We start from the raw sequence: 25555 nt of genomic DNA on the forward strand, positions 1-25555 counted from the left end.
GTGGCGGCGTCTGCCCACGCACGGGCCGCGGCGGCCACCTCCGGGACCGCCGCGGCCCTGAAGCCGGCGAAGGGCGCCTGGCCGGTGCTGGCGATCCTCTGCTTCGTCTATGTGCTGAACTTCCTGGACCGGCAGCTCCTGTCGATCCTGGCCAAGCCCATCCAGGACGAGCTCGGGGTCACCGACGGTCAGCTCGGTCTGATCAGCGGCCTCTACTTCGCGCTGTTCTACTGCCTGATCTCCATTCCGGTCGGCTGGCTGGCCGATCGGACCAACCGGGTGCGTGTTCTGGTCGTCGCCTGCGGCCTGTGGAGCGCGGCGACCATGGGGTGCGGGCTGTCGGCCAACTATCCGCAGCTCGTCCTGGCGCGGATGACCGTGGGCGTCGGCGAGGCGGGCGGGGTGCCGCCCTCCTACGCCATCATCAGCGACTACTTCCCACCCGGCCGCAGGGGCACGGCGCTGGGCCTGTTCAACCTCGGACCGCCGATCGGCCAGGCGCTGGGGGTCGCGTTCGGGGCGGCCATCGCGGCGGCTTATAGCTGGCGGGCGGCCTTCATCATCCTGGGTGCGGTCGGCATCGTCGCCGCCCTCGTGGTGCTGCTGGGCGTGCGCGAGCCGGTCCGGGGCGGGCTCGATCGCGGGGGCCCACCCAAGGGATCGGCCGGCCCCGCTCCCTTCTGGCCGACGGTGCGCATGTTCTTCGCCACCCCGGCCCTGCGGCTGGTGGCCCTGGCGAGCGCGGCGACCCAGATCATCACCTATGGGGCTGGCAACTTCACGACCCTGTTCCTGATGCGCGAGAAGGGCATGACCCTGCCGGACATCTCGCTCTGGTACGCCCTGGTGGTGGCGGTGGGCATGGGCGGCGGGATCTTCGTCTCGGGCCGGGTGATCGATCGGTTCACGCGAACCTCGAAGGCGGCCTATGCGACCGTGCCGGCCCTGACCCTGTCGCTGGCCGTCCTGCCCTATCTGGCCTTCGTCTGGGCCCCGACCTGGCCGCTGGCCCTGGTGTTCCTGCTGGGGCCGACCTTCCTCAACTACTTCTATCTCTCCTCGGCGGTGGCGCTGGTCCAGGCGGAGGTGGCCCCCGAGCAGCGCGTGTTGTCGGGCGCCCTGCTGCTGCTGGTGATGAACCTGATCGGCATGGGCGTGGGACCGACCTTCGTCGGCCTGGTCAGCGACGCCCTGAAGGCCAGCCATCCGCAGACCTCGCTGCAACTGGCCTTCTACGCCCTGGCGCCGGTCTATGCGCTCGCCGTGGGGCTGTTCCTGGCGCTCGCCCGCGTGCTCCGGCGGGAGGAGGCCCGAGCATGAGAGGGTGGCTGGGCTTGACCCTGGCCCTGGCGCTGGGCGTCGGGGCCGCCGCGGCGCGGCCGCCGCCGGTGGTCCTGGCGCCGGCGGGGGCCGCGCGGGGCGAGGCGGCGGGTGAGGTGAACGTCTTCCGAGGCCTGCCCTATGCGGCCCCGCCGGTGGGCGCGCTGCGATGGCGGCCGCCGGCGCCGCTGAAGCCCTGGAGCGGGGTGAGGGAGGCCAAGGCGTTCGGCCCGGCCTGCCTGCAGCCACGGGCGCCGCCGGGCGGGATCTATGCGAGCGAACTGCCGCGGCTTAGCGAGGACTGCCTGACGCTGAACGTCTGGGCCCCGGCGCATCCGCCGAGCGGCTCGGCCGCCGCGCCGGTGATGGTGTGGATCCACGGCGGCTCCCTCGCCACCGGCTCCGGCCGCGAGAGCATGTATGATGGCGCGGCCCTGGCCCGGCGGGGCCTCGTGGTGGTGTCCATCAACTATCGCTTGGGGGTGCTGGGCTGGCTGGCGCATCCGGAGCTCAGCGCCGAGAGCCCCGATGGGGTCTCGGGAAACTACGGCCTGTTGGACCAGATCGCCGCGCTCACCTGGGTCCGGCGCAACATCGCCGCCTTCGGGGGCGACCCGGCCAGGGTGACCGTGGCCGGCGAGTCCGCCGGGGCGCTCAGTGTCATGTACCTGATGGCCACGCCCCTGGCGCGCGGCCTGTTCGACAAGGCGATCGCGCAGAGCGCCTACATGATCTCGACGCCGGAACTGAAGGCGGCTCGGTTCGGGGAGAGGCCGGCGGAGGCGGCGGGAGTGCAGCTCGCCGAGCGTCTGGGCGCCAGCGGTCTGGCGGCGCTGCGCGCCCTGGACGCCGCGGAACTCGTCGACAGGGCGCCGAAGGCCGGCTTCGCCCCGTTCGGGGTCGTCGACGGAAAGGTGCTGCCTCGCCAGCTGGTGGAGGTCTTCGACCGGGGCGAGCAGGCGCCGGCGGCGGTGCTGGCCGGCTACAACGCCGGCGAGATCCGCTCGCTGCGGTTCCTGGCCGCGCCCCGGCCCGCGAGCGCGGCCGCCTACGAGCAGGTGATCGGTGCGCGCTATGGCGACCTGGCCGAGGCCTTCCTGCGGCTCTATCCGGCCGGCGATCTGGCCGAGAGCCTGCTGGCCGCGCCCCGCGACGCCCTCTACGGCTGGACCGCCGAGCGGCTGGCGGCGACCCAGGCCGCCGCCGGGCGGCCGTCGTTCCTCTATCTGTTCGACCACGGCTATCCGGCCGCCGACGACCTCGGCCTGCACGCCTTCCACGCCGCCGAGATCCCCTACGTCTTCGGGACGCGGGACAAGACGCCGCCAGCCTGGCCCAAGCCGCCGAACTCCGGCGCCGAGATGCGCTTCGCAGACGCCGTGCAGGACTACTGGGTGAGCTTCGTGAAGACCGGGGTCCCGGCCGCCGTGGGCCAGCCGGCCTGGCGCTCCTATGGCGAGGGCCGCGTCTTCATGGCCTTGGAGGACGTCCCGCGCGCGAAGACGCGGCTGGCGCCTGGCATGTACGAGCTGAACGAGGAGGTCGTCCGACGCCGCCGCGCGCGGGGCGACACCCCGTGGAACTGGAATATCGGCCTCGCCGCGCCTGCCTCGCCGCCTGAGCCCCCGGAACGCCGATGATCGACGGAGCCATGCAGCCCTTCGCGCTGACGCTCGACAAGTTCCTGGCGCACGCCGCCAAGTGGCGCCCCACCTCTGAGGTGGTGACGGCCCGGCAGGACGGCGTCGTGGACCGGATCGGCTATGGGGCGCTGATGGCGCGCAGCCGGCGGGTCTCATCGGTGCTGGCCGGACTGGGCGTCGGGACCGGCGAGCGGGTCGCGACCCTGGCCTGGAACACCCAGGCGCACTTCGAGGCGTGGTACGCCATCATGGGCATGGGCGCGGTCTGCCACACCCTGAACCCGCGGCTGACCGCCGACGACCTGGCGGCCATGGTGCTGCGCTCGGAGGCCCGGCTGGTGATCGTCAGCGCCGACCTGGCCGGCCTGGCGCGGAAGGTCGCCGAGCGAGTCCCGCACGAATTGCGCCTGCTGGTGATCGACGGACCAGCGGAGGGCGAGGCGGTCGCTCTGGAGCCCCTGATCGCCGCGGCGGTGGACGGGTTCGCCTGGGGACAGTTCGATGAGACCGCGCCCTGCGGCCTCTGCTTCACCTCGGGCACCACGGGGGCGCCGAAGGGCGTGACCTACACCCACCGATCGAGCTTCCTGCACACGCTGCGGGCGTTGCAGGTGGACGGCATGGCGATCTCGGGCCGCGACAGCCTGCTGGCCGTGGTGCCGATGTTCCACGCCAACGCCTGGGGCCTGCCCTTCGCGGCGCCGGCGGCGGGGGCCAAGCTGGTTCTGCCGGGGCGCAACGCCGACGGGGCGAGCCTGGCGCGGCTGATCCGGGCCGAGGCCGTGACCCTGGCCGTGGGCGTGCCCACCGTGTGGCTGGGCCTGCTGGAGCACCTGGACGCCGAGGGCGGCGAGGTCCCGAGCCTTGAGCGCATCGTGGTGGGCGGGGCGCCGATGCCCCCGGCCCTGATGGCCCGGCTGGAGGCGCGCCTGGGCGTCGTCGTTCAGACGAGCTGGGGGATGACCGAGCTGTCGCCGTCCGGCACGGTCGCGGCGGCCGGCGATCCCAAACGCTCGGCCGCGCAGTCCGGAAGGCCCGCGGTCGGCGTCGACCTCATGGTCGCCGACGCCGACGGGCGGCCCCTGGCCCGGCAGCGGAACACCGAGGGTCATCTACATGTGCGCGGCGCCGCGGTGGTCGCGCGCTACTTCGGCGACGTCAGGCCCGCCGTCGACGCCGACGGCTGGTTCCCCACTGGCGATCTGGCGCGGATCGACGACGACGGGAATCTGATGATCACCGGCCGGGCCAAAGACCTCATCAAGTCGGGCGGCGAATGGATCAACCCCGCCGAGATCGAGGCGCTGGTGAGCGCGCTGCCGCAGGTGTCCCTGGCCGCGGTGATCGGCAGGCCTGACAACAAGTGGGGGGAGCGGCCGATCCTGCTGGTGGAACTGCGTGATCCCGGCGGCCTGACCGACGCGGCCCTGCTGGAGCCCCTGCAGGGCCGGGTGGCCAGCTGGTGGATACCCGACGAGGTTGTCCGCCTGGAGCGCATGCCGCTGGCCCCGACGGGCAAGATCGACAAGTTTCGGCTCAGGGCGGTCTACGCCGCGCCGGCCGGCGCCCCCGAGCCTTGACGCCCGCCGCCATCGCGTTGAAAGAGTGCCGCGTGCCCGACAGCTTGAAACCCCGGAGACGGTCCAAGAAGGCCGAACAACGCGCCGAGTCGATGGAGCAGATCCTCGACGTGGCCGAGGAGCTCTTCTCCCGGCACGGGCTGTACGGCGTCACCCTGCAGGACGTCGCCCGGCGGGTCGGCGTCCACCACACGCTGCTGAACTATTATTTCGAGGACAAGAAGAGGCTGTTCGACGCGGTGTTCGCGCGGCGCGCCGTGGTGACCAGCGAGCGGCGGATGAAGGCGCTCGACGAATACGAGGCCTCGGTCGGCGGCAAGCCGACTGTGGAGGGCGCGCTACATGCGTTCCTGGACACCGATCTCGATCTCTACAGCCAGGGCGGCGAGGGCTGGAAGCACTACGGCGCCCTGGGGGCGCTGGTCTCCAACACGCCGGAATGGGGCGCCGACCTGATGGATCAGCACTTCGATCCCGTGGTGCTGCGGTTGATCGACCTGCTGGGCAAGGCGCTGCCCGATTGCCCGGAGGAGGATATCTTCTGGGGCTACCACTTCGTGACGGGCGCCCTGATGGTGACGCTCGCCCGGACGGGCCGCATCGACAAGCTCTCTGGCGGCCGCTGCCGGTCGGAGGACTTCCCGGCCGTGAAGCAGCGCATGGCGCGGTTCATGGCCGCCGGCTTCCTCGAAATCTGCGGGGTTTCCCCCGCCACCAAGCCCGGCTGAGCCGCCGCCCTCATGGGGGCGGCGCGGCGCCCTTGCGCGCCAGATAGGCGACTAGCGAGGCGAGGCTGGCCAGCTTGGCGGCGTCCGCGTCGGGGATGTCCACGCCCAACCGTTGGTGCAGCGCCGTCAGCAGGTTGAGGAAGTCCATGGAATCGAGGTCGACCTGCTCCCGAAGGTCGAGCGCGGGATCGAGGGTCTCGAAGGCGATCTCCGGAGCCAGGCGCGCGAGCTCATCGCGGATCACGGCGAGGATGTCAGCCTCGTTCATAGGGACTCCGGGGTCTGCAGACGTCGGCCGACCTCGGCCAGGAACAGCGCGCCCCGGTGGCCGTCGCTGACGCGATGATCGGCCGCGAGCGTCAGGCCGACCACGGGCCTGGGCCCGATGGCGCCGTCGACGACCCAGGGGCGTTCGACCACCTTGCCGAAGCCGACGATCGCCACCTGGGGCGGATAGATCACCCCAAACAGCGCCTCGACGCCCCGGTCCCCCAGGCTGGAGACGGTGAGGGTCGGGTCGGCGATCTCGGAGCTACGGAAGCGGCCGGCGCGGACCCGGCCCACCAGGTCGCGCATCTGCGCCATGAGGGTCTCCAGGCTGAGGTCGGCGGTGTCGTGGATGGCCGGCGCCGCCAGGCCGCCGCCGCGCAAGGCGATCGCCATGCCGACATGGACGGCGGCGCTGGGCCGGAAGGCGCCGTTCTCGAAGAATCCGTTGAATTCCGGATAGGCGCGGGCGGCCAGCGCCGTCGCCTTCACGAAGAGCGCGCCCATCAGCAGGCGCGTCTCGGGCGGTCGCTCGGCGTTGGCCGCGGCCAGCCAGTCACGGGCGGCTGTGATCTCGACCGTGTCGGAGAGGTAGTAGTGCGGAATCTCGTGCTTGGAGCGCGACATGGCCGCGGCGATCGCCGCGCGCATCTGGCTGAAATCGAAGGGCGCGGCGGCCGGCGCCGCCGGCGGGGCGGCGGGCAGGTCGGCGAGCTGGATCGCGCCGCCCGGGCCCGTGCCGGTCAGCGCCGCCAGGTCCAGGCCACGCTCGGCCGCCAGGCGTCGCGCCGCCGGAGAAATCCGCACCCGCCCGGCCGGGGACGGGTGCGTCACGGACGGCGGGGCGGCGGGCGCGAGGGTTGGCGCTGCGGGCGGAGGGCGATCGACGGGCGGTGGAATGGCTTGCGCCTGCGCCGGTTCGCCCTCCGTACGGATCATGGCGAGCGGGGCGCCGACGGGCACGGTGGCGCCCGGCTCCGCCAGGAGGCGCTCCACCGTTCCGGCCTCGAAGATCTCGATCTCGATGGCGCCCTTCTGGGTCTCCACCACCGCGACGATGTCTCCGCGCTTGACCGCCTGGCCCGGTTTCACGAGCCACTCCACGAGGGCGCCCGCCTCCATGTCCGCGCCCAGCGACGGCATGCGGAACTCGCCCATGGTCAGGCGCGCCCCAGGGCGGCCTTGGCCGCGGCGACGATCTTGTCGGCCTGCGGCAGGGCGGCCTCCTCAAGGTGGCGAGCATAGGGGATCGGAACCTCCTGGCTGCAGACCCGGGCGGGCGGGGCGTCCAGTTCGAAGAAGGCCTGTTCGACGATCCGCATGCCGATCTCCGCGGCCAGGGCGCCCGAGCGCCAGCCTTCGTCGACGATCACCGCGCGGCGGGTCCTGGCGACGGAGGCGAGGATGGCGGCCTCGTCGAGGGGCCGCAGCACCCTCAGGTCCAGCACCTCGGCCTCTATGCCGTCGGCCGCCAGGCGCTCGGCCGCCTCCAGGGTCTTCCACAGCGAGCCGCCATAGGTGATCAGGCTGATATCCTTGCCCGGCCGGCGGACGGCGGCCTTGTCGATGTCGACGGCCCCAGCGTCGGGGGAGAGCAGGCCGGTCCGATTGTAGAGCATGACGTGCTCGAAGATCAGCACCGGGTCCGGCTCCTGCAGGGCGGTCCAGAGCATGCCGCGGGCGTCCTCCACCGTCGCTGGGGCGAGGATGCGCAGGCCGGGAATGTGGGCGTACCAGCCCTCCAGGCTGTGGGAGTGCTGGGCGGCGAGCTGGCGGCCCGCGCCGGTGGCCATGCGGATCACCAGCGGGCAGCCGAACTGGTTGCCCGACATGTGGCGGATGGTGGCGGCGTTGTTCAGGATCTGGTCGAGGGCCAGCAGGCTGAAATTCACCGTCATCAGCTCGACGATGGGCCGCATCCCGGCCATGGCGGCGCCCAGGCCGGCGCCGGTGAAGGCCGATTCCGAGAGCGGGGTGTCGCGGATGCGGGCGGCCCCGAACTCGTCGAGCAGACCCTTGGAGACCGCGTAACAGCCGCCGTACTTGCCGACATCCTCGCCCATCAGGAAGACCCGCTCGTCGCGCAGCATCGCGTCGCGGATTCCCTGCCTGGCGGCCTCGCGATAGGTGATCTCCTGCGGCGTCGCGGCCGATGCGGCGATTTCCGGGGCCGGCGGACGCTCGGGCGCACAGACATATTTGGCGAGATCGGCCACCGGCTCCCACGGCGCGGCCTCGGCGAAGGCGACCGCGGCGCTGACCTCCGCGGCGGCTTGCGCCTCCAGGCGCACGACGTCCTCGGCGTGGAGGAGATTGGCCGAAAGCGCCCAGTCCCGGAATCGCGAGATCGGGTCCTTGGCCTTCCAGGCCTCGACCTCGGCCTTTTCCCGGTACAGCTGGGCGTCGAACATCGAATGCGCTCGGAACCGGTAGGTGCGGCACTCCAGGAAGAAGGGCTTGCCGGTCTCCCGGATCGCCGCGATCGCCCGCCGGGCCGCGGCTTCCACCGCCACCACGTCCATTCCGTCCACGACCTCCGAGACGATGCGATAGCTCTCGGCCTTGAGGTGGATGTCGGTCTCGGCCTCCGAGCGATCAAGGGCCGTGCCCATGGCGTAGCGGTTGTTCTCGCAGACGAAGAGCACCGGCAGGTCCCAGAGCGCGGCCAGGTTCAGGCTCTCGTGGAACTCGCCCTCGGCCACCGCGCCCTCGCCGAAGAAACAGGCGGTGACGTTGTCTTCCTGGCGCAGGTGATCGGCCAGGGCCAGACCCGCGGCCACCGGCAGGCCGCCGCCGACGATGGCGTTGCCGCCGTAGAAGTTCGCCGCCCGGTCGAACAGGTGCATCGAGCCGCCGCGCCCGCCGCTGCAGCCGGACTGCTTGCCGAACATCTCGGCCATGACGGCGGTCATCGGCACGCCGCGGGCGAGCGCATGGCCGTGCTCGCGATAGGTGGCGACGACCCGGTCGCGGGACTCCAGCAGCGGGACGACGCCGACGGCGATCGCCTCCTCCCCGTCATAGAGGTGCAGGAAGCCGCGGATCTTCTCCTGGGTGTAGGCCTCGGCGCAGGCTTGCTCGAAGGCGCGGATGCGGATCATGCGCCCCAGCTGCTCGCTGACATGGGCGTGGGACAGGTGGGGCTTCAGGGCGTTGTCGCTCATCGCTCCTCGCTTTCCAGGGTGGAGAGGTCGCCCTCCGGCAGGCCCAGCTCCCGGGCTTTCAGGAGGCGGCGCATGATCTTGCCGCTGCGGGTCTTGGGCAGGTTCTGGCGGAAGGCGATGTCCTTGGGCGCGACCGCGGCGCCCAGCCGCTTGCGGGCGTGCCCCAGCAGCTCGCGGCGCAGGGCTTCGTCGCCGACCAGGCCGGGCTTCAGGGCCACATAGGCCTTCACCACCTCGCCGGAGATGGGGTCGGGAAGGCCGATCACGGCGGCCTCGGCCACCGCGGCGTGCTCCATCAGCACGCTCTCCACCTCGAAGGGTCCGATCAGGTGGCCGGCGCTCTTGATCACGTCGTCGGCCCGTCCGACGAACCAGTAGTAGCCATCGGAATCCCGCATCGCCAGGTCGCCGGAGAGGTACCAGCCGCCGACGAAGCATTTGCGGAACCGCTCCTCCTCGTGGAGGTAGCCCCGCATGATCGAGGGCCAGCCCGGCCGCAGCGCCAGCTCGCCCAGGGCCATGGGCTTGTCGACCTCCCGCACCAAGCCGTCGGGCAGCCGCTCCACGATCCCGGCCGTCACGCCGGGCAGGGGGCGGCCCATGGAGCCGGGCTTGATGTCCATGGCGGCGAAGTTGGCGATCATGATGCCGCCGGTCTCGGTCTGCCACCAGTTGTCGTGGAAGGGCCGGCCGAAGGCCTCGACGCCCCAGACCACCGCCTCGGGGTTCAGCGGCTCGCCGACACTGGCCATGAAGCGCAGGGCCGGAACCTCGTAGGGCCGCCGATCCTGGGCCCAGACCTTCATCAGCATCCGGATGGCGGTGGGGGCGGTGTACCAGACGGTCACGCTCTGCGCCTGCAGGATGGACCTCCAGCGCTCGGCGTCGAACTCGGCCTCGTCGACGATCAGGCTCACGCCGTTGGTCAGCGGCGAGATGATCCCATAGGAGGTGCCGGTCACCCACCCCGGGTCGGCCGTGCACCAGTAGATGTCGCCCGGCCGCAGATCGAGCGCGTTGCGGCCGGTGACGTGGTGGGCCACCACCGCCTCGTGGACATGGACCGCGCCCTTGGGACGCCCCGTCGTGCCGCTGGTGAAGTGCAGCAGGGCCATGTCCTCGGGCGCGGTCTGCGCGGTCGCGAAGTCAGGATCGGCCCGGGCCAGGGCGGGCTCCAGCGCCAGCGTCCCGGCCGGCGCCTCGCCCGAGCAGTCCACCAGCAGCACCTGCCGCAGGCTCGTCATCTCGCCACGCCAGGACTCCACCTTGCGGTGATACAGCGTCTCGGAGGTGACCAGGACATTGGCCTGCCCGATCTCCATGCGGGCGCGGATCGGCTCAGGCCCGAAGGCCGAGAACAGGGGGGTGAAGACCGCCCCGGCCTTCAGGGCGCCCAGGGCGGCGAAGTAGAGTTCGGGCGTGCGGCCCAGCAGGCTGTAGACCCGGTCGCCCCTGCTGACGCCCAGGCTGAGCAACAGGTTGGCGAAGCGGTTGGCCTGGATCGTCAATTCCGCATAGGTGAAGTCGCGCACCGTGTCGTCGCGGCCGATCCAGCGCAGGGCCAGCTGCGCGCCGCGGCCGGCCTGGACGTGCCGGTCGAGGGCCTCGTGGGCGATGTTCAGGCCGCCCTGCGGCAACCCCTGCAGCTCGGCCCGGGCGGCGGCCCACGAGAAGTCGGCGACCTCGGCCTCATAGTCCTTCAGGTTCGCCGCGGCGCGATCCTGCGGCGCCTTGCGGATGGGGGGCCAGGTCACGGTCAGGCCAGGGAGTCGGCGTCGCCGTCGACGTCGGGCCGGACCGCCTCGGGCGGCAGGGCGATCCGGTTGTCCACCGACCGGACGCCGGGGAGGGTCCAGGCGAGCCGCTCGGCGGCGTCGCGATCGAACCAGCTCGCCGCCCGGCCAGACAGGATCACCGCGCCGCCGGCTTCCGCGACCTCGACGCCGTCACAGGGTACGCCCTCGCGCCCCAGCAAGGTCAGGAGACGGGTCCGGGCGTCTCCCGGTGGCGAGGCCACCTCCAGGTGGTTGCGGACATCGAGAACCTCGGGGAGCCGCAGCAATTCCTGCTCGATCAGGACGCGCCGCATCTCGTCGGGAACCGAGCCCGTGAGGGTCACGACGCCCTCGAAGACCGCAGCGGTGATCGCGCCGCCGCCGCCCAGGCGCTCAAGCTCGACGGTGACGATGTCCTGGAGGGCCTTGTCGTTCATCACAAACCTCGCATGCTGCGACGGTCGAACACTGGGGTGTTCAGGCGGGGCCGCATTGCGATCCATCAAGCGCCGCGCCGGCCTTGGCGACCCGCGCCGCTCGCCACGCAGGACCTCCCGCAATCCGCCTAGTGCGCTGCTGTCGGCGCGTCGCGGGTGGCGCCCGTCAGGCTGTTGACGATCTTGGCGGCGCCGGGCGCGGCGGAGTCGCCGATCCCCCACCCCGCCGGGCACGCGCCCAGGCGCTGGTAGCGTCGGACCTGCTCAAAATTCGGCCCCTTCTTGTCTTGGCGCGTGACGGCCATGTCGACCGTGAAGTCACGGGCGCGGTCGCCCTCGACCGAGGAGCCGACGCGGTAGAGCTGGTCGTCGATGCGACAGCGGACGGAATAGGTGTCTCCGGTCTCGACCGCCTCGCCCACCCGGACGCAGGGCTGGCCGTTGACCTCCGGGGCGGGGCGCACGAAGGCGGCCTGGATGCTTTGGTCCGCGCAGATCTGAAGTTGGCTCACGGTCTTGCCGCCGTCCAGGACCTCGATGAGCCACAGGCTCGTCGGATCGGCGGGCGCGGCGGCGGGAACCGCCGGCTTGGCGGTCGCCGCGGGTTCTGTCTTGCGCTCGCAGGCCGTCGTGGCCGCGGCAAGGCCGCAGATCGCCAAGAGCGAGATGATGGGCGCCTTATGCATGGGGGACCTCCTGCGTCTGGCCAGACTGTGCGCCCCGCGCCGGCGCCGACATTGAGCCGGATCAAGTCGCCTCGATCTCATCGCGTGTGGCAGGTTGCGACCGCGGCGCGAGCCTTCGCATAAAGTCGACATTCCAAGGCTATGCACCGGGGGCTGCGGGCCGCCTGGTCTCCGGAAGCCCGAGAGGAATTGCATGTTCAGGTTCGGCCTCGTCCTGGCCCTTGGCCTCTTCGCCACCGTCGCCGTCGCCGAAACCCCACCCAGCCGTCCGGGGATCGACGCGCCGGAACTGGCCCGGCTCGGGACCCATGGCGTTGGCGTGCGATCCATCATCCTCGTCCAGCCCGGCCAGGCGGACATCCTGGCCTATGACGCCGCCAAGGGCGCCGCGCCCCTGAAGGCCCGCAGCCTGCCGGTGGACATCTGGTACCCCGCCACGGCGCCGGCCAACGCCAGGCCCGTCACCTATGCCGACACCCTGCCGGCCGAACCACCGAAGCCCCCGGCGGCCTTCACCGTGGCCGGGGTGGCGGTGCGCGACGCGCCGCCGCTCAAGGGCGCCTTTCCCCTGGTGATCCTCTCCCACGGCTACAGCGGCACGCCCGCGGCCATGACCTGGCTGGCGGAGAACCTGGCCTCCAAGGGCTATGTGGTGGCGGGCATCCACCATCGCGATCCCGATATCAGCGACGGCAAGGGGTTCCCAGAGCCCTTCATGCGCCGGCCCCTGGACATCGCCTTCGTGGCCCATGAACTCCGGGCCCAGGCCGGCAAGGGCGCCCTGCTGGGAGCCGATATCAGCCGCGTGGCGCTGATGGGCTATTCCATGGGCGGCTACGGCGTGCTGACCGTGGCGGGCGGAAGCCTGGACCCGGCCGGCGGCGCGGCCGCGATCCCGGGCGGCCTGATGAAACCCTATACTCGCGGCGGAGCCCGGGCCGGCGAGCTGGCGGTCCCCGGTCTGAAGGCGGTGGTGGCCATCGCCCCCGCTGGCGTCCGCTTCAAGACCTGGGGCCCCGAGGGCCTGGCCGGCGTCACCGCGCCGCTGCTGATCATCGCCGGCGACCAGGACCGCACTGTGGGCTTCTCCGACGGGATCAAGCCGGTCTTCGACCAGGCGGTCCACGCCGACCGCTACATGCTGGTCTTCGAGAACGGCGGCCACAGCATCGGCATGAGCAGCGCGCCCCCCTCGATGCGCGACACCCTGTGGGACTTCCACTGGTTCGAGGATCCGGCCTGGCGCAAGGACAAGATCATGGCTGTCAGTCAGCACATGATCACCGCCTTCCTTGATCTCCATGTGAAGGACGACGCCAGCCGCGCCGCCTATCTCGACACCGACGTCGCGCGCGGGAACGACGCCAAATGGCCCTCGCCGGCGCCGGCCGGTTATGGCGCCTTCAGTCCCGGCGGTCCCGGCCTGACCTGGAAGGGCTTTCCCCGCAACGGCGCCCAGGGCCTGGAGCTGCATCACCGGCCGCCAGCGCCCTGAGGGCTTGGCCCCGGCGCCGGCGCGCCCTTAGTGTGGGCCATGCGAGTCATCGGTCAGGACGAGGTGCGGGAACGGCTGACCTATGAGGTGGCCATTCCCATCGTGCGGGCGGCGATGATCGCGCTCTCAGCCGGGGAGACCCGCCAGCATCTGCGCTCCATCATCCCCCTGGCCGAGGGCCGGCTGTTCGGCATCATGCCCGGCGCCCTGGGGGAGCGGGCCGCCTTCGGCGCCAAGCTGATCAGCATCTTCCCCGAGAACTTCGCCAAGGGCGCCCCGTCCCACCAGGGCGTCGTCGTCCTGTTCGACCCCGAGACCGGCGCGCCCATCTGCATCGCCCACGCCGGGGAGGTCACCGCCATCCGCACCGCCGCCGCCAGCGCGGTGGCCACCGACGCCTTGGCCCGTCCCGAGGCCACGCGCCTGGCGATCCTCGGCTATGGGGAGCAGGCGCAAACTCACCTGCGCGCCCTGCGCCATGTGCGCCCCATCGACCACGTCACGGTCTGGGGGAGATCACCCGAGCGGGCGGCGGCCTTCGCCGCGCGCATGGCCGCCGAGACCGGCCTGTCGGTGGAGCCCTCCGCCGATGTCGAGCGCGCGGTGGCGGCCGCCGACATCATCTGCACGGTCAGCGGATCGGAGGAGCCGATCCTGAAGGGCGCCTGGGTGGCCCCCGGAACCCACCTCAACCTGGTGGGCTCCAGCCGCCCCGGCCCCGTGGAGGTGGACGAGGACCTGGTGGCGGCCTGCCGCTTCATCGCCGACAGCCGCGAGGGGGTGTTGGCCCAGGGGGCGGAGTTCCTCAAGGCCAAGGCTTCGGGCCGCATCGGCGACGACCATGTCGTCGGCGAGATCGGGCAGGTGCTGTCGGGCGCCATCCCCGGCCGCCAGTCGCAGGGCCAGATCACCGCCTACAAGTCTCTGGGCCACATCGTCCAGGACCTCGCCAGTGTCCAGGCCCTATGCCGCTGAGACCCGCGACCGCGCCGGCAGGAAGCCTGGCGCCCGCAGCAGGGCGGCGCTGACCAGGGCCACCAGCAGGCCCACCGGGAAGATCTCGATGAAGGTCATGGCCAGGCGGAACAGCGGGTTGGCGTACTGGGCCCGCATCGTCTCCATGTCGGCCACCGCCTTGGCGTAGGCTGGGCCCGTGACGCCGGCGGCGCGCTTGGCCTCCAGGATCTGGGCGATGTACTCGTCCATGAACCGGTAGTCGGTGATCGCCAGATAGATCTCCCACACCGCGACATAGGCCAGCGAGGCGACAACGGCGATGCCGAGCCCCATCAGGAAGGCCGTGCGGAACCTGATGACTCCGCCGAGCGCCTGGTCGCGGTGCTGTCTCACCCCCACCAGGATCGAGGACAGGGCCACCAGCATGATGAGGTAGCCCAGCCACACATTGGAATGCGGCGCGCCGCCGTTGAGCGCGATCGTGCCGATGATGCCTGTGATGATGATCAGGCCCGAGATCAGGCCGTAGGTCAGGATGGTGCGGGTCATGCCGGTTGCTCCTGTGCTGCACGGCTTGGCCATGAGGGTGCTGGGTGGGCGGGCGTCAGCCTATCGCCCAAAAGGGTGAGATCGTGCGGATCGTTCTTTTGGCGCGACCGTCTCACGGCAGCAGATGCAGGTCGCGAGCCTTGCGCACGGCCTGGGTGCGACGGCTGACCTCCAGCTTGGCGAACAGGTTGGCGGCGTGGGTCTTCACGGTGTTGGGCGAGACCCCCAGGGTGCGGGCGATCTCCTTGTTCGACTGTCCGGCCGCCAGCCGCTCCAGGACCTTCACCTCCTGGCGGGTGAGGCCGAGGGAGGTCATGGCTGCGGTATTGGGCTCGAAGGGACCCGGCGCGTGGCGGGCGTTGAGCCTCCAACCCACCCACACCCCGGCCGCGGCGAAGGCCGCCCCGATTAGCGCAACATAGACCTCCAGCGAGAAGGTCCGCGCCAGGAACCGATATTCGAGCCACTGCAGGGCGAAGGCGCCGGCGGCGAGGACCAGGGCCCAGAGCAGGACGGTGCGGGTCATGGGCCGGCCTAGGCGTTCGGTCGGGCCGGGTTGTGGCCGCCGCCGACATAGCCGAGCGCCGCGGCCTCGCGCACCGCCTGGGAGCGGCCCACCACCCGCAGCTTCTGGGCGGCGTTCTTCAGGTGGAAGCGGACGGTGGGGGCGGAGATGCGCACCAGTTCGCCGATGTCGGCGTCGGTCTTGCCCGCCGCCGCCCACTTCAGGCACTGGATCTCGCGCCGGGTCAGGCGCGGGGGCCCGGCCTGGGGCGTGGCGCCCCGGGTGTCGTTGTAGGCGGCGATGAATTTCAGGGCCGCGACGTGTAGGCGTGGGGCGTGGGCCTCGAACAGGGCCTCCACCGGGACCTGCGGGTCCGGAGTCGCCCAGACCACCGCCCCGATCAGGCCGCCCGGCAGGTAGGTCGGTGCGATGATGGCCCCAGCCACCCCGTGGTCGCGGGCCGAGCGGTCCACCGTGATGGCGCTGAGCTGGGGGACCGGCCGCCAGGTCGCGAACCGCCCCTCGGTGAAGAAGAAGGGCTCGGCCACGTAGCGGGCGGCGAGCACGAAGGGGGTGCGCAGGGCGAAGCCCCGGTCCTTCCAATATTCCAGCTTGGGATCGACCCAGCGGAACAGAGTCTCGGCATAGGGCCGGCCGTCGGAGCCCAGCACCGGCTCGGGGCTGGAGAAATCGGCGCTGACGGCGATGAAGGGCAGGCCAAGCTCGGCGCCCAGCCGGGCCACCTCCTGAGCGTAGCCGTCGATCTCGTTCATGGCGGCTCCTCCCCACGGCTAGACTATCACCGACGATAGCTTGTGCGCGTCCTGGGATTTCGCAAGCCTGCAGATGCGCGCCGGTTGGGCGCCGGAGACCGCGCCCATGAACCTCGACCTCAGCGACGACGAGATCGCCTTCCAGGGCGAGGTCCGCGCCTTCCTGGCGGACTCCCTGACCCCGGAGCTGCGCCAGGCCGGTCGCCGGGCCACCAGCGTCTTCATGGACAAGATCTACAGCCTGGCCTGGCAGAGGATCCTCCACGCCCGCGGCTGGGCCGCGCCCTCCTGGCCGGTGGAACATGGCGGCCCCGGCTGGGGCGTGATGCAGAAGGCGATCTTCGCCGCCGAGTGCGCGCGGGCAGGCGCGCCGAGCTTGGCCCCCATGGGCCTGAAGATGGTGGGGCCGGTGATCATGGGCCACGGGACCCCGGAGCAGAAGGCCCACTACCTGCCGCGCATCCTCTCGGGCGAGGACTACTGGTGCCAGGGCTATTCCGAGCCCCAGGCGGGCTCGGACCTGGCGGCCCTGGCGCTGAGCGCCGTGGCCGACGGCGACGACTATGTGCTGAACGGGACCAAGCTGTGGACCACCCACGCGCACTGGGCCAACCGCATGTTCTGCCTGGTCCGCACAAGAACCGACGGCAAGGCCCAGGCCGGGATCACCTTCCTGCTGCTGGACATGCAGACCCCCGGGATCAGCGTCCAGCCGATCGTCACCCTGGCCGGCGAGCATGAGGTCAATCAGGTCTTCTTCGACCAGGTCCGCGTGCCCCAGGCCAACCGCATCGGGGCCGAGAACGCCGGCTGGACCGTCGCCAAGTACCTGCTGGAGTTCGAGCGCGGCGGCGGGTCCGGGCCGGGGCTGAAGGTGGCCTTGGAGGCGGTCACGGCGCTCGCCCGCGCAGAGGCTGGCGACGGCGGGAACCGGCTGATCGACGATCCGGCCTTCCGGTCCAGGCTGGCGCGGGCGGCCTGCGCCGTCGAGGCCGTGGAGATGACCGAGCATCGGGTGCTGGCGGCCCTGGCGGCGGGGAACAATCCAGGCCCGGCCTCCTCCATGCTGAAGACCCAGGGGACCGAGACCCTGCAGATGATCGACGAACTGGCGATGGAGGGCGCCGGCGCCTACGCCGCCGTCGACCAGATCGAGGCCCGCGCCCCGGGATCGAACCTCGACTGGGTGGGGCCCGAGCACGCGCTGACGGTCACGGCCCGCTATCTCAACGACCGCGCCGCCTCGATCTATGGCGGCTCGAACGAGATCCAGCGCGACATCATGGCCCGGCTGGTGCTGGGCCTCTGATCCAGGTTCCGTAAGGGACCCTATCAGCTTCGATAGCTTGTGCGCTCACCCGGTCTTCGCGAGTTTCGCCAGCATGACGGGACGCCCGGCAGAAGGCGTCCGCACCCTGGGAGGGACAGAGCAATGACCAAGATGCACACGCTGCGCGCCGTGCTGGCTATGAGTGTTTCGGCGGCCGCCATGGCGGCCCACGCCCCGGCCTTGGCCCAGACCGCGCCGGAAGATGACAACACGGTGGAGACCCTGGTGGTCACCGCCCAGCGCCGCGAGGAAACGGCCAACACCATCGGCATGGCCATCCAGGCCTTCCGTGGCGAGCAGATGCGCGAACTGCACGTCACCACGGTCAAGGACCTGGCCAGCGTCGTGCCCAGCTTCAGCGTCTCGCAGAGCTATCAGGGGGTGCCGACCTACACCCTGCGCGGGATCGGCTTCAACACCATCAACCTCTCGGCCACCTCCACCGTCGGCACCTATGTCGACGAGGTCGCCTACGCCTATCCGATGATGAACACCGGGCCGCTCATGGACCTGGAGCGCGTCGAGGTGCTCAAGGGGCCCCAGGGCACCCTCTACGGCCGCAACACCACCGCGGGCCTGATCGACTTCGTCACCAACAAGCCCACCAACAGCTTCGAGGCGGGCCTGACCGCCGAGGTCGGCAACTACAAGACCCACAATTTCGAGGGCTTCGTCAGCGGGCCCCTGGCCGAGGGCGTCCAGGCGCGCCTGGCCTTCCGCACCGACGACAGCGATGAGGGCTGGCAGCGCAGCAACACCCGCGGCGAGAAACTGGGCGAGATCCACCGCTACGGCGTCCGCGCCTCGCTCGCCCTGCAGCCCACCGAGGCGCTCAGCATCGACGCCTCGCTCACCCTGTGGCGCAACAAGTCCGACACCGTGGCCGCGCAAGGCATCGGCTTCACCCCGGCCACGGCGGCCAGCCCCTTCAACGCCGCGGGCCTGACCAGCTACATCGCCACCCACATGCCCACAGACGCCACCCAGGCCGACTGGGCGCCCTATGCCCGTCGCGCCACCGACATCGGCACGGGCCTGGGCATCGGCGGGCCGCTGCGGGAGAACAACGACTTCACCGGCGTCAAGGTGAAGGTCGCCTACGACATCGGCGAGCACATGCGCCTGGTGTCGCTCACCAACTATAACGAGCTCACCCGCGACGCGACCTTCGACTGGAGCGGCGCGCCCTACGAGATCCTGGTCCAGAAGGCGGCCGGCCACATCGAGTCCATCGCCGAGGAATTGCACCTCGAGGGCGAGACCGACACGGTGAACTGGCTGGTGGGCCTCTATTATGGCCAGGATACGCTCCTCGACTCCAACCGCACCATGCTGGGCGACAACGCCAATGTCGGCACGATCCGGTTCTACACCAACAGCCTGCTGCTCTCGCCGTTCAACTCCGGGGGCTACACCGCCCTGCAGGCCAGCCAGGCCTTCCGCACCTATCGCGACCAGGGCGACATCGACGTCACGACCCAGAGCGTCTTCGCCAACGCCGACTGGCGGCTGAACGACCAGTTCAAGCTGACCGCCGGCCTGCGCTACACCAAGGACAAGCAGGACTACGCCGGCTGTTCGCGCGACTTCAACGGCAACATGTTGCCCAACGTCAACATCACCAACCGCTTCCTGTTCTTCGCGGCCCACGGCCTGGTGGCGCCGATCTCCCAGGGGCAGTGCAACACCTTCAACCCCACCACCCACAGCTTCGGCCTGGTGACCTCCACCATGGACGAGGACAACTTCGCCTGGCGGCTGGCCCTGAATTGGACGCCGGATCCCAACCTCCTGGTCTATGGCTCGGTGTCACGCGGGGCCAAGGCCGGGGTCACCCCGATCAACGCGGCCAACATCTCCACCCAGAACGCGCCGGCCACCCAGGAACTGCTGCTGGCCTACGAGGTGGGCCTCAAGGCCGCCCTCTTCGAGCATCGCGTCCAGGCCAACGCCTCGCTCTTCTACTACGACTACGAGGACAAGCAGCTCAGCGTCTATTTCGCCGACCCGATCTACACGGCCCTGGCCCGCCTGGCCAACGTGCCCAAGTCCATGGCCTACGGCCTGGACGGCGACGTCACCTGGCGGATCAATTCCGACTTCACGGCCATCGCCTCGGGCACCTGGCTGCATACCGAGGTGCAGGACTATGTGGGGATCAATTCGGCGGGCAAGCCGGCGAGCTTCGATGGCGCGCCCTTCCTCTACAGCCCCAAGTTCCAGGGCAGCCTGACCCTGCTCTACAAGCACGACCTGAACGACAAGCTGGGGATCCAGGCGGCGGTCAACGGCCGCTACCAGTCCAAGTCCCACGCCGACCTGGAGGGCAATCCGCTGTTCGCCATCCCGGAATACGGCCTGCTGAACGCCAGCCTCGGCCTGCATTCCAGCGACGACCGCTGGGAGGTCTCGCTTTGGGGCCGCAACCTGACTGACGAATATTACTGGTCGGCGGTCAGCAGCAACGCCAACGTGGTGGTGCGCTTCCCCGGTCAGACCCGGACCTTCGGCGCCTCCTTCACCGTCAAGTACTAGGGACCAGCGTATGAGTGTTGCGGAACCGGTCGCCGCCGTCGATTTCGACCAGATGCCCACCCTGGGGGACATCCCGCGCTACCACGCGCGGGAGCGTCCCTCGGCGACGGCTCTGGTGTTCGAGGGGCGGGAGACCGACTTCGCCACATTCGAGCGCCGCACCAACCAGGCCGCCAACGCCCTGATTGCCCAGGGGGTCCGCAAGGGCCAGCGGATCGCCTATGTGGGCAAGAACAGCGACCACTATTTCGAGCTGCTGTTCGGGGCGGCCAAGATGGGGGCGGTGATGACCCCCATCGGCTGGCGGCTGGCGCCGCCGGAAATGGCCTACATCCTGGGGGACTCCGGCGCGCCGGTGGTCTTCATCGGCCCGGAGGTGATGGACCAGGCGCCGGCCATTCTCGAGGGCCTGGATCCCGCCCCGGCCGTCATCGCCATGGAGGCCGCCAACGCCGGTGGCGCTTCGGTCTATGAGGCCTGGCGCGACGCCGCGCCCGACACCGACCCGGGCGTCGTCATCGCCCCCTCCGACGTGGCGGTCCAGCTCTACACCTCGGGCACCACCGGCCGGCCCAAGGGGGCCATGCTGTCCCACGACAACATCCTGTCGGGCCGTCGCCGCTCGGCCGAGGCCAACATGCCCTGGAACAGCTGGGGGCCCGACGACGTCAGCCTGGTGGCCATGCCGGTGGGCCATATCGGCGGCACCGGTTGGGGGATCGTAGGCCTCTACAACGGCGCCAAGGGCGTCGTGGCCCGCGAGTTCGACCCCTTCAAGGTGCTGGACTTCATCGAGGGTGAGCGCATCTCCAAGATGTTCATGGTGCCGGCCGCCCTGCAGATCGTGGTGCGCCAGCCCCGGGCCCGCGAGGTCGACTTCAGCCGGCTGAAATACATCCTCTACGGCGCATCGCCGATCCCGCTGGATCTGCTGCGGGAGTGCATGGAGGTGTTCGGCTGCGGCTTCTGCCAGCAGTACGGCATGACCGAGACCTGCGGCACCATCGTCTACCTGCCGCCGGAGGATCACGACCCGGCCGGCAACGCCCGCATGCGCGCCGCCGGCCTGCCCATGCCCGGCGTGGAGCTGAAGATCATCGACGAGGCCGGGGCGAGCCTGCCGGCCAATACGGTGGGGGAGGTGGCCATCCGCTCCAGCTCCAACATGGCCGGCTACTGGCGCCTGCCCGAGGCCACCGCCGCCACGGTGGGCGCCGACGGCTGGCTGCGCTCGGGCGACGCGGGCTATCTGGACGAGGCCGGCTACCTCTTCATCCACGACCGGGTGAAGGACATGATCATCTCCGGGGCCGAGAACATCTATCCCGCCGAGGTGGAGAGCGCCGTCTACGGCCATCCGGACGTGGCCGAGGTGGCGGTGATCGGGGTGCCCGACGACACCTGGGGCGAGGCGGTCAAGGCGGTGGTGGCGCTGAAGCCCGGCGCGACCCCCGATCCGGCCGGCATCATCGCCTTCGCCCGCACCCGTATCGCCGCCTTCAAGGCGCCCAAGACCGTCGACTTCATCGAGGCCTTGCCCCGCAACGCCTCGGGCAAGATCCTGCGCCGCGAACTGCGCGAGCCCTATTGGGCTGGCCGCGCACGCCGAGTGAACTAGAATAGCGCCGAGAGTGAGAGAGGCCCCAGCCATGACCGTCAGCCTTCGCCGCCCGCCCACCACCCTGACCATCGGCCAGCTGTGCCGTGAGTTCGAGGTGACCCCCCGGACCCTGCGCTATTACGAGGAGCAGGGCTTGCTGGAGCCGGCCCGCCGCGATCAGCAGCGGATCTATTCCCGCCGCGACCGCGCCCGGTTGCAGCTAATCCTCCGCGGCCGCCGGGTGGGCCTGTCGCTCGCCCAGATCCGCCAGGTGCTGGACCTGCACAATCCCGAGGACGGCGACGCGGTCCAGAACGCCGTGGCCCTGCGCGCCTTCCAGCAACGGATCGCCGCCCTGGAGCAGCAGCGCGCCGAGGTGATCGGCGCCATCGAGAGCCTGCAGGCCGCCTGCGAACGCCTGGAGGCGCGGCTCTAGCGGCGATTCCGGCCGCGCCAGGCCGTCTCGGCGCCTTTCGCTACGTCCCGGGCAGGAAGCGGCCCCAGACCTGATCGTGGGCCTGGGAGATCATCTGGGTCGATGCGGACGTGACCCCGGCCTCGGCGGCGAACCGCCGCCAGTCTGCGACCGCGGCTCGGACGTTCCCGACAATGGATTGGATGTCGCGCAGCGCCAGACCGTGTCGTGCGCCAAGGCGGGTGACATGGTCCAGGGTCGGATCCCGCCCCTCGCCCTCAATGTCCATGTAATGCTCGCCGCCGGGCCCCGGGGCATAGGTTAGGTCATAGGCCGGCGCGAGGCGCCAATCGCCCTGCGGCGTCATGATGAAGCTGTGCTGCCGGGTATGGTCGTCGCGATTACAGGCGACGACATTGAAGACCATTCGCCGAAAGGCCGCTGTCACGTCCTGCGCATGCCGCGTGATCGCCGAAGTCGCACGCAGGAAGGTGTCGTAGCTGGTCGAAGGCCGCCACGGCGGCGTCTCCAGGGCGCCAGCGAGCGAGACCATATGCAGTCGCAGGCCTTGCCCTGGCCGATCAAAGCGCCGAGTGGCGAAGAAGCCGGGGCCGGTCTTCGCTGGCAACAGGCGATGCTCACTCAAGGTCAGCCCCGCGGCCTGGGCCATGGCGGCATAGGCTTCCTCGATAGGGCCGATATCGTGCGGGTCGTTTGGGGCGGGGAATTTCACGATCCACGCCTCATCTTCGGTGGCGACCTCGCCCTGGGAAATTGACACCCCGCCCTGGCGATCGAACCCGACATGCACCTTGGGGCGCGCTCCCCCCGAGGCGCCGGCTAGGCCTGCGAGCGTGTCTGCGAGCTGGTCTTCTTCCCCCTTGAGAATCTCCGCCGAAGCCTGAGCCAGTTCGTCGAGATCGAGACCTGCAACATCACCGTCTGGCGCCGTCGAGGGCTCGAAGACGAGGGCGCCACGCCCTTGGCGCCCCACCAGGGCCAGCCGCTCAAGGACTGAGAGATCTTCCATCCGGACACCGAGCTTGCCCAAGCGACGGCGCATCAGCAAATGGCCCCAGCCTTCCGGGAGGCTGTCGGCCAGGAAGCCGTGAAGCCCATCGAACTCGCGACTGCGCGCCGCATGGAGGCCCGGTTCGGGCGGATAGAGCAGAGGATCGATGTTAAGCCGCGCGGCGATCAGGTCCGGGGCCCATTCCAGTTGGGCGACGCCAGAGGCCATTGCCAGGCGGCCGACGGATCGCGGCGCCTTGGCTTCATCGAAGGCGAGCGCCACCGTGAGCGGGGCGCCGGGCGCAAGTTTCATGGCCGACGCGCCGGCGTGGTCGTCGTGCGTCCGCCACGGGCTCGCGAGGCGGACGCAAAGGCGGTGGCCTGCCCCTTGAGGAGGTCGTCGAGGCTTGACGCCACGGGCGGGGGAAACAGGCCTTCGAGGCCCTCTTCGCACCTCAGCGCAATTGCGGCCTTCACGAGGTCTTCGATTGAGGCCCCGCCTTCGCGTTCCAGGCGCCGCCAGGTTCTATAGGCGACACCCGCCCGCAGAGCGGCTTGCTGTTGGGTGAGACCCATCCCCAGGCGCCGGATCTTGATCTGGTCGCCCAGAGCTCGCAGAAGTTCAGATGGCGTCCGCAACATTGTCCATATGTGGACGCAAAGGGACGAAATGGCAAGATAAACGGCCTCATATGGCCGATCGATTTGCGCCCTCCAGCGCCGGATCGCCGTCCCCGCAGCCGCCGCGCGAGAAGGTGATCGGCGCCATCGAGAGCCTGCAGGCCGCCTGCGAACGCCTGGAGGCCAGGCTCTAGAACTCCTCCCAGGCGTCCTGGGCCGCGCCGCCGTAGCTGGCGGCGAGCCTTTGGGTCAGGGCTCGGGCCGGAGAGGCGGGCGGTTTCGCCGGCGCGGGGATTCGGACCGTCGCCGGACCGCCCTGTGACGCCGTCCCCACCCGGAACCGGGTCATCAGGTCCGTGAGGGCCGCCGTCTCCGCCTTGAGGGCGTGGGTCGCGGCGGTGGACTGCTCCACCATGGCCGCGTTCTGCTGAACCACATGATCCATCTGGTTGACCGCGGCGTTCACCTCCGAGAGTCCGGTGGCCTGCTCCTGGGCCGAGGCCGAGATTCCGGAGATCACCACGTCGATCTCCGCCACCTTGCTGGCGATCGCCTGCAGGGCCTGGCCGGTCTCGCCCACCAGGGACACCCCCTGGTCGACCTGCTGACCCGAGGCCGAGATGAGGGTCTTGATCTCCTTGGCGGCCTCGGCCGAGCGCTGGGCGAGCGCGCGGACCTCCGACGCCACCACGGCGAAGCCGCGGCCGGCGTCCCCGGCCCGGGCGGCCTCGACGCCGGCGTTGAGGGCCAGGAGGTTGGTCTGGAAGGCGATCTCGTCGATCACCCCGATGATCTGGCTGATCTGGCGCGAGGAGTCCTCGATCTGCCCCATGGCGCCGACCGCCAGGGCGACCACCTCGCCGGAGCGCTCGGCCTGGCCCTTGGCCTCGGCGACGGCGCTGCTGGCCTGGCGTGCGCCGTCGGCGGTGTTGGACACCGTGGCGGTGATCTCGTCGAGGGCTGCGGCGGTCTGCTCCAGGCCCGCGGCCTGCTGCTCGGTCCGGCGCGACAGGTCGTCGGAGGCGTGCGCCAGCTCGTCGGAACTGGCGCCGATGGCCGAGGTCGTGCGGGCCACCGCGGCCATGGTGTCCTCCATCTGGGCGACGGCGGCGTTGAAGTCGCGGCAGAGCTGCAGGTACTCCTCCGGCAGGTCCTCTGGCATGCGGTAGGTGAGGTCGCCCGCGGCCAGGGCGGCCATGCCCGCGCCGACCGAGCCCACCACCACGGCGCGCTCCTGGGCCAGGGTCTCGGCCTGGGCCGTCAGGCGTGCGACTTCGGCGGCCTCCAGATAGACCGAGATCGCATAGTCCATGTCCAGCAGGGTGGCCTTGGCCAGGGCGCCAAGCTCCGCGGCGACCTCCGAGACCTTGGGCCCCTTGGCGCCGAATCCGCCCTTCGGCCAGCGGGCCTTGAGGACCGCCCCGATCAGGGAGCTCAACACCAGGGCGTAGCCGCCGATGTACCAGCGGGGCTCCAGGCCGATGCGGGCGTGGGTCTCCCCCACCGTGGTGACGGCGCGCACATAGGTCTGGTCGAACTGGCCGCTGGAGATCGTCTCCCAGTGGCCGACCTGGCGGCTCTTGGCGCTGGCGACGTGACCCTGGCTGGTGAAGAACTTCCGGGTCTCGGGGTAGGATTGAATCTGAGCGTAGAATGCGTCGAGGGCGCTTGGCAGCTCCCCCATGATCACCGGCTTGGTCCGGCGGAGGTTCGCCTGGGCGTCGGCGTCCAGTTGCATGAAGTTCAAACGGTCGGCCAGGGAGTCACTTTGAGACATGACGGCTTCCTCAGGTTGATCTGCCCATGCCGCGCGATTAATATTAACAGAACAAAAATACAGACTTTTCACTCAACCTATTGGTTAGAATTGATATGCACAAACATAGATTTATATATCACAAGATATAACGTCGGTATGGATTGGCGTTGAGTTCTCATCTCTCGCCTTAGGCGAAGCTCTTCCGTTATGACGTCGCGAATCATCTTGTATATATCTGAGGATATAGAGACGTGATGGGCTTCCCGTGCGACGAATCGGCCATTAACCATTGCATGCATGTGGTCTTTGTGATTTCGAGTGCCCAATGTCGGCTGCCTCACTTTGACGGATATGAATCCCGCGGCAGTGCGCCCACCGCCGGGCTCGACGGCGCGGAACCCTGAC

The 25555-nt window shown here is 70.2% G+C and carries 22 protein-coding genes; 11 read left to right on the plus strand and 11 right to left on the minus strand.

Annotated features, from left to right (window positions below; genetic code table 11):
* From Q7T09_RS09890 to Q7T09_RS09905, 4 genes are all read left to right on the plus strand, one after another.
* Positions 1-1320: an MFS transporter gene (locus Q7T09_RS09890; protein ID WP_304699441.1), complete on the plus strand. Its 1320-nt coding sequence runs from the start codon at positions 1-3 to the stop codon at positions 1318-1320.
* Positions 1317-2960: a carboxylesterase/lipase family protein gene (locus Q7T09_RS09895; RefSeq protein ID WP_304699442.1), complete on the plus strand. Its 1644-nt coding sequence runs from the start codon at positions 1317-1319 to the stop codon at positions 2958-2960. Before Q7T09_RS09890 ends, Q7T09_RS09895 begins: the two co-directional genes overlap by 4 nt.
* Entirely contained in the window at positions 2957-4543 is a 1587-nt protein-coding gene (locus Q7T09_RS09900) for an AMP-binding protein (RefSeq protein WP_304699443.1), read from the plus strand. The genes Q7T09_RS09895 and Q7T09_RS09900 overlap by 4 nt, the downstream gene beginning before the upstream one ends.
* 92 nt (positions 4544-4635) lie before the next feature.
* The gene (locus Q7T09_RS09905; RefSeq protein WP_370689229.1) at positions 4636-5271 is read left to right on the plus strand and encodes a TetR/AcrR family transcriptional regulator; all 636 of its coding nucleotides are present in this window, start codon (positions 4636-4638) and stop codon (positions 5269-5271) included.
* A 10-nt stretch (positions 5272-5281) separates the two neighbouring features.
* Here Q7T09_RS09905 and Q7T09_RS09910 read toward each other — a convergent pair whose 3' ends face one another.
* The 6 genes from Q7T09_RS09910 to Q7T09_RS09935 form a co-directional block, all read right to left on the minus strand.
* Entirely contained in the window at positions 5282-5539 is a 258-nt protein-coding gene (locus Q7T09_RS09910; protein ID WP_304699445.1) for an acyl carrier protein, read from the minus strand.
* Entirely contained in the window at positions 5536-6696 is a 1161-nt protein-coding gene (locus Q7T09_RS09915) for a dihydrolipoamide acetyltransferase family protein (protein ID WP_304699446.1), read from the minus strand. Before Q7T09_RS09915 ends, Q7T09_RS09910 begins: the two co-directional genes overlap by 4 nt.
* A 2-nt stretch (positions 6697-6698) precedes the next feature.
* Entirely contained in the window at positions 6699-8702 is a 2004-nt protein-coding gene (gene pdhA, locus Q7T09_RS09920) for a pyruvate dehydrogenase (acetyl-transferring) E1 component subunit alpha (protein ID WP_304699447.1), read from the minus strand.
* Positions 8699-10456, minus strand: coding sequence for an acetate--CoA ligase (gene acsA / locus Q7T09_RS09925; protein ID WP_304699448.1), 1758 nt, complete (start codon positions 10454-10456; stop codon positions 8699-8701). Before acsA ends, pdhA begins: the two co-directional genes overlap by 4 nt.
* Before the next feature lie 2 nt (positions 10457-10458).
* Positions 10459-10914 carry a BON domain-containing protein gene (locus Q7T09_RS09930; protein WP_304699449.1) on the minus strand — a complete coding sequence of 152 codons (456 nt, stop codon included), beginning with the start codon at positions 10912-10914 and terminating at the stop codon, positions 10459-10461.
* A gap of 128 nt (positions 10915-11042) precedes the next feature.
* Complete coding sequence (locus Q7T09_RS09935; protein WP_304699450.1) at positions 11043-11600, minus strand: hypothetical protein; 558 nt, start codon at positions 11598-11600, stop codon at positions 11043-11045.
* Between the two features lie 193 nt (positions 11601-11793).
* Here Q7T09_RS09935 and Q7T09_RS09940 point away from each other — a divergent pair, with 193 nt between their 5' ends.
* On the plus strand, positions 11794-13095 hold the full coding sequence (locus Q7T09_RS09940) for a dienelactone hydrolase (protein ID WP_304699451.1): 1302 nt from the start codon (positions 11794-11796) through the stop codon (positions 13093-13095).
* Between the two features lie 39 nt (positions 13096-13134).
* Positions 13135-14070: an ornithine cyclodeaminase family protein gene (locus Q7T09_RS09945; protein ID WP_304699452.1), complete on the plus strand. Its 936-nt coding sequence runs from the start codon at positions 13135-13137 to the stop codon at positions 14068-14070.
* Here the strand turns inward: Q7T09_RS09945 and Q7T09_RS09950 are convergent.
* The 3 genes from Q7T09_RS09950 to Q7T09_RS09960 all read right to left on the minus strand — a co-directional run bounded on the left by Q7T09_RS09950 (position 14059) and on the right by Q7T09_RS09960 (position 15879).
* Positions 14059-14601, minus strand: a complete 543-nt coding sequence (locus Q7T09_RS09950; RefSeq protein WP_304699453.1) for a DUF4199 domain-containing protein — start codon at positions 14599-14601, stop codon at positions 14059-14061. The genes Q7T09_RS09945 and Q7T09_RS09950 overlap by 12 nt on opposite strands.
* Positions 14602-14713: 112 nt before the next feature.
* On the minus strand, positions 14714-15127 hold the full coding sequence (locus Q7T09_RS09955) for a response regulator transcription factor (protein ID WP_304699454.1): 414 nt from the start codon (positions 15125-15127) through the stop codon (positions 14714-14716).
* An 8-nt stretch (positions 15128-15135) separates the two neighbouring features.
* A complete protein-coding gene (locus Q7T09_RS09960; protein WP_304699455.1) occupies positions 15136-15879 on the minus strand; it encodes a LuxR family transcriptional regulator in 744 nt (247 codons plus the stop codon).
* 106 nt (positions 15880-15985) lie between these two features.
* Between Q7T09_RS09960 and Q7T09_RS09965 the strand changes: the two genes are divergently transcribed.
* The 4 genes from Q7T09_RS09965 (at position 15986) to Q7T09_RS09980 (ending at position 21780) form a co-directional block, all read left to right on the plus strand.
* On the plus strand, positions 15986-17188 hold the full coding sequence (locus Q7T09_RS09965; protein WP_304699456.1) for an acyl-CoA dehydrogenase family protein: 1203 nt from the start codon (positions 15986-15988) through the stop codon (positions 17186-17188).
* 123 nt (positions 17189-17311) lie between these two features.
* On the plus strand, positions 17312-19744 hold the full coding sequence (locus tag Q7T09_RS09970; RefSeq protein ID WP_304699457.1) for a TonB-dependent receptor: 2433 nt from the start codon (positions 17312-17314) through the stop codon (positions 19742-19744).
* Positions 19745-19754: 10 nt separating this feature from the next.
* Positions 19755-21362: a fatty acid--CoA ligase gene (locus tag Q7T09_RS09975; RefSeq protein WP_304699458.1), complete on the plus strand. Its 1608-nt coding sequence runs from the start codon at positions 19755-19757 to the stop codon at positions 21360-21362.
* 31 nt (positions 21363-21393) lie between these two features.
* Positions 21394-21780, plus strand: a complete 387-nt coding sequence (locus Q7T09_RS09980; RefSeq protein ID WP_304699459.1) for a MerR family DNA-binding transcriptional regulator — start codon at positions 21394-21396, stop codon at positions 21778-21780.
* Between the two features lie 40 nt (positions 21781-21820).
* Here the strand turns inward: Q7T09_RS09980 and Q7T09_RS09985 are convergent, their stop codons facing one another.
* Positions 21821-23083 carry a type II toxin-antitoxin system HipA family toxin gene (locus Q7T09_RS09985; RefSeq protein ID WP_304699460.1) on the minus strand — a complete coding sequence of 421 codons (1263 nt, stop codon included), beginning with the start codon at positions 23081-23083 and terminating at the stop codon, positions 21821-21823.
* A 379-nt stretch (positions 23084-23462) separates the two neighbouring features.
* Between Q7T09_RS09985 and Q7T09_RS09995 the strand changes: the two genes are divergently transcribed.
* Positions 23463-23585 carry a hypothetical protein gene (locus tag Q7T09_RS09995; protein WP_304699462.1) on the plus strand — a complete coding sequence of 41 codons (123 nt, stop codon included), beginning with the start codon at positions 23463-23465 and terminating at the stop codon, positions 23583-23585.
* Here Q7T09_RS09995 and Q7T09_RS10000 read toward each other — a convergent pair.
* Positions 23582-25168 (minus strand): globin-coupled sensor protein, encoded by a 1587-nt coding sequence (locus Q7T09_RS10000; RefSeq protein ID WP_304699463.1) that lies wholly within the window; start codon positions 25166-25168, stop codon positions 23582-23584. The two genes, Q7T09_RS09995 and Q7T09_RS10000, sit on opposite strands and share 4 nt — an antisense overlap.
* Positions 25169-25555: the final 387 nt, after the last annotated feature.

It is taken from the genome of Phenylobacterium sp., assembly GCF_030645195.1.
Taxonomy (GTDB): Bacteria; Pseudomonadota; Alphaproteobacteria; order Caulobacterales; family Caulobacteraceae; genus Phenylobacterium.

What these genes read in the sequence shown, in the direction of transcription:
- Q7T09_RS09895 (WP_304699442.1), top strand. Translation starts at nt 1,317, where the DNA reads ATGAGAGGGTGGCTGGGCTTGACCCTGGCCCTGGCGCTGGGCGTCGGG.
- Q7T09_RS09900 (WP_304699443.1), top strand. Translation starts at nt 2,957, where the DNA reads ATGATCGACGGAGCCATGCAGCCCTTCGCGCTGACGCTCGACAAGTTC.
- Q7T09_RS09905 (WP_370689229.1), top strand. Translation starts at nt 4,636, where the DNA reads ATGGAGCAGATCCTCGACGTGGCCGAGGAGCTCTTCTCCCGGCACGGG.
- Q7T09_RS09910 (WP_304699445.1), bottom strand. Translation starts at nt 5,539, where the DNA reads ATGAACGAGGCTGACATCCTCGCCGTGATCCGCGATGAGCTCGCGCGC.
- Q7T09_RS09915 (WP_304699446.1), bottom strand. Translation starts at nt 6,696, where the DNA reads ATGGGCGAGTTCCGCATGCCGTCGCTGGGCGCGGACATGGAGGCGGGC.
- pdhA (WP_304699447.1), bottom strand. Translation starts at nt 8,702, where the DNA reads ATGAGCGACAACGCCCTGAAGCCCCACCTGTCCCACGCCCATGTCAGC.
- Q7T09_RS09930 (WP_304699449.1), bottom strand. Translation starts at nt 10,914, where the DNA reads ATGAACGACAAGGCCCTCCAGGACATCGTCACCGTCGAGCTTGAGCGC.
- Q7T09_RS09935 (WP_304699450.1), bottom strand. Translation starts at nt 11,600, where the DNA reads ATGCATAAGGCGCCCATCATCTCGCTCTTGGCGATCTGCGGCCTTGCC.
- Q7T09_RS09940 (WP_304699451.1), top strand. Translation starts at nt 11,794, where the DNA reads ATGTTCAGGTTCGGCCTCGTCCTGGCCCTTGGCCTCTTCGCCACCGTC.
- Q7T09_RS09945 (WP_304699452.1), top strand. Translation starts at nt 13,135, where the DNA reads ATGCGAGTCATCGGTCAGGACGAGGTGCGGGAACGGCTGACCTATGAG.
- Q7T09_RS09950 (WP_304699453.1), bottom strand. Translation starts at nt 14,601, where the DNA reads ATGACCCGCACCATCCTGACCTACGGCCTGATCTCGGGCCTGATCATC.
- Q7T09_RS09955 (WP_304699454.1), bottom strand. Translation starts at nt 15,127, where the DNA reads ATGACCCGCACCGTCCTGCTCTGGGCCCTGGTCCTCGCCGCCGGCGCC.
- Q7T09_RS09960 (WP_304699455.1), bottom strand. Translation starts at nt 15,879, where the DNA reads ATGAACGAGATCGACGGCTACGCTCAGGAGGTGGCCCGGCTGGGCGCC.
- Q7T09_RS09965 (WP_304699456.1), top strand. Translation starts at nt 15,986, where the DNA reads ATGAACCTCGACCTCAGCGACGACGAGATCGCCTTCCAGGGCGAGGTC.
- Q7T09_RS09970 (WP_304699457.1), top strand. Translation starts at nt 17,312, where the DNA reads ATGACCAAGATGCACACGCTGCGCGCCGTGCTGGCTATGAGTGTTTCG.
- Q7T09_RS09975 (WP_304699458.1), top strand. Translation starts at nt 19,755, where the DNA reads ATGAGTGTTGCGGAACCGGTCGCCGCCGTCGATTTCGACCAGATGCCC.
- Q7T09_RS09980 (WP_304699459.1), top strand. Translation starts at nt 21,394, where the DNA reads ATGACCGTCAGCCTTCGCCGCCCGCCCACCACCCTGACCATCGGCCAG.
- Q7T09_RS09985 (WP_304699460.1), bottom strand. Translation starts at nt 23,083, where the DNA reads ATGAAACTTGCGCCCGGCGCCCCGCTCACGGTGGCGCTCGCCTTCGAT.
- Q7T09_RS09995 (WP_304699462.1), top strand. Translation starts at nt 23,463, where the DNA reads ATGGCCGATCGATTTGCGCCCTCCAGCGCCGGATCGCCGTCCCCGCAG.
- Q7T09_RS10000 (WP_304699463.1), bottom strand. Translation starts at nt 25,168, where the DNA reads ATGTCTCAAAGTGACTCCCTGGCCGACCGTTTGAACTTCATGCAACTG.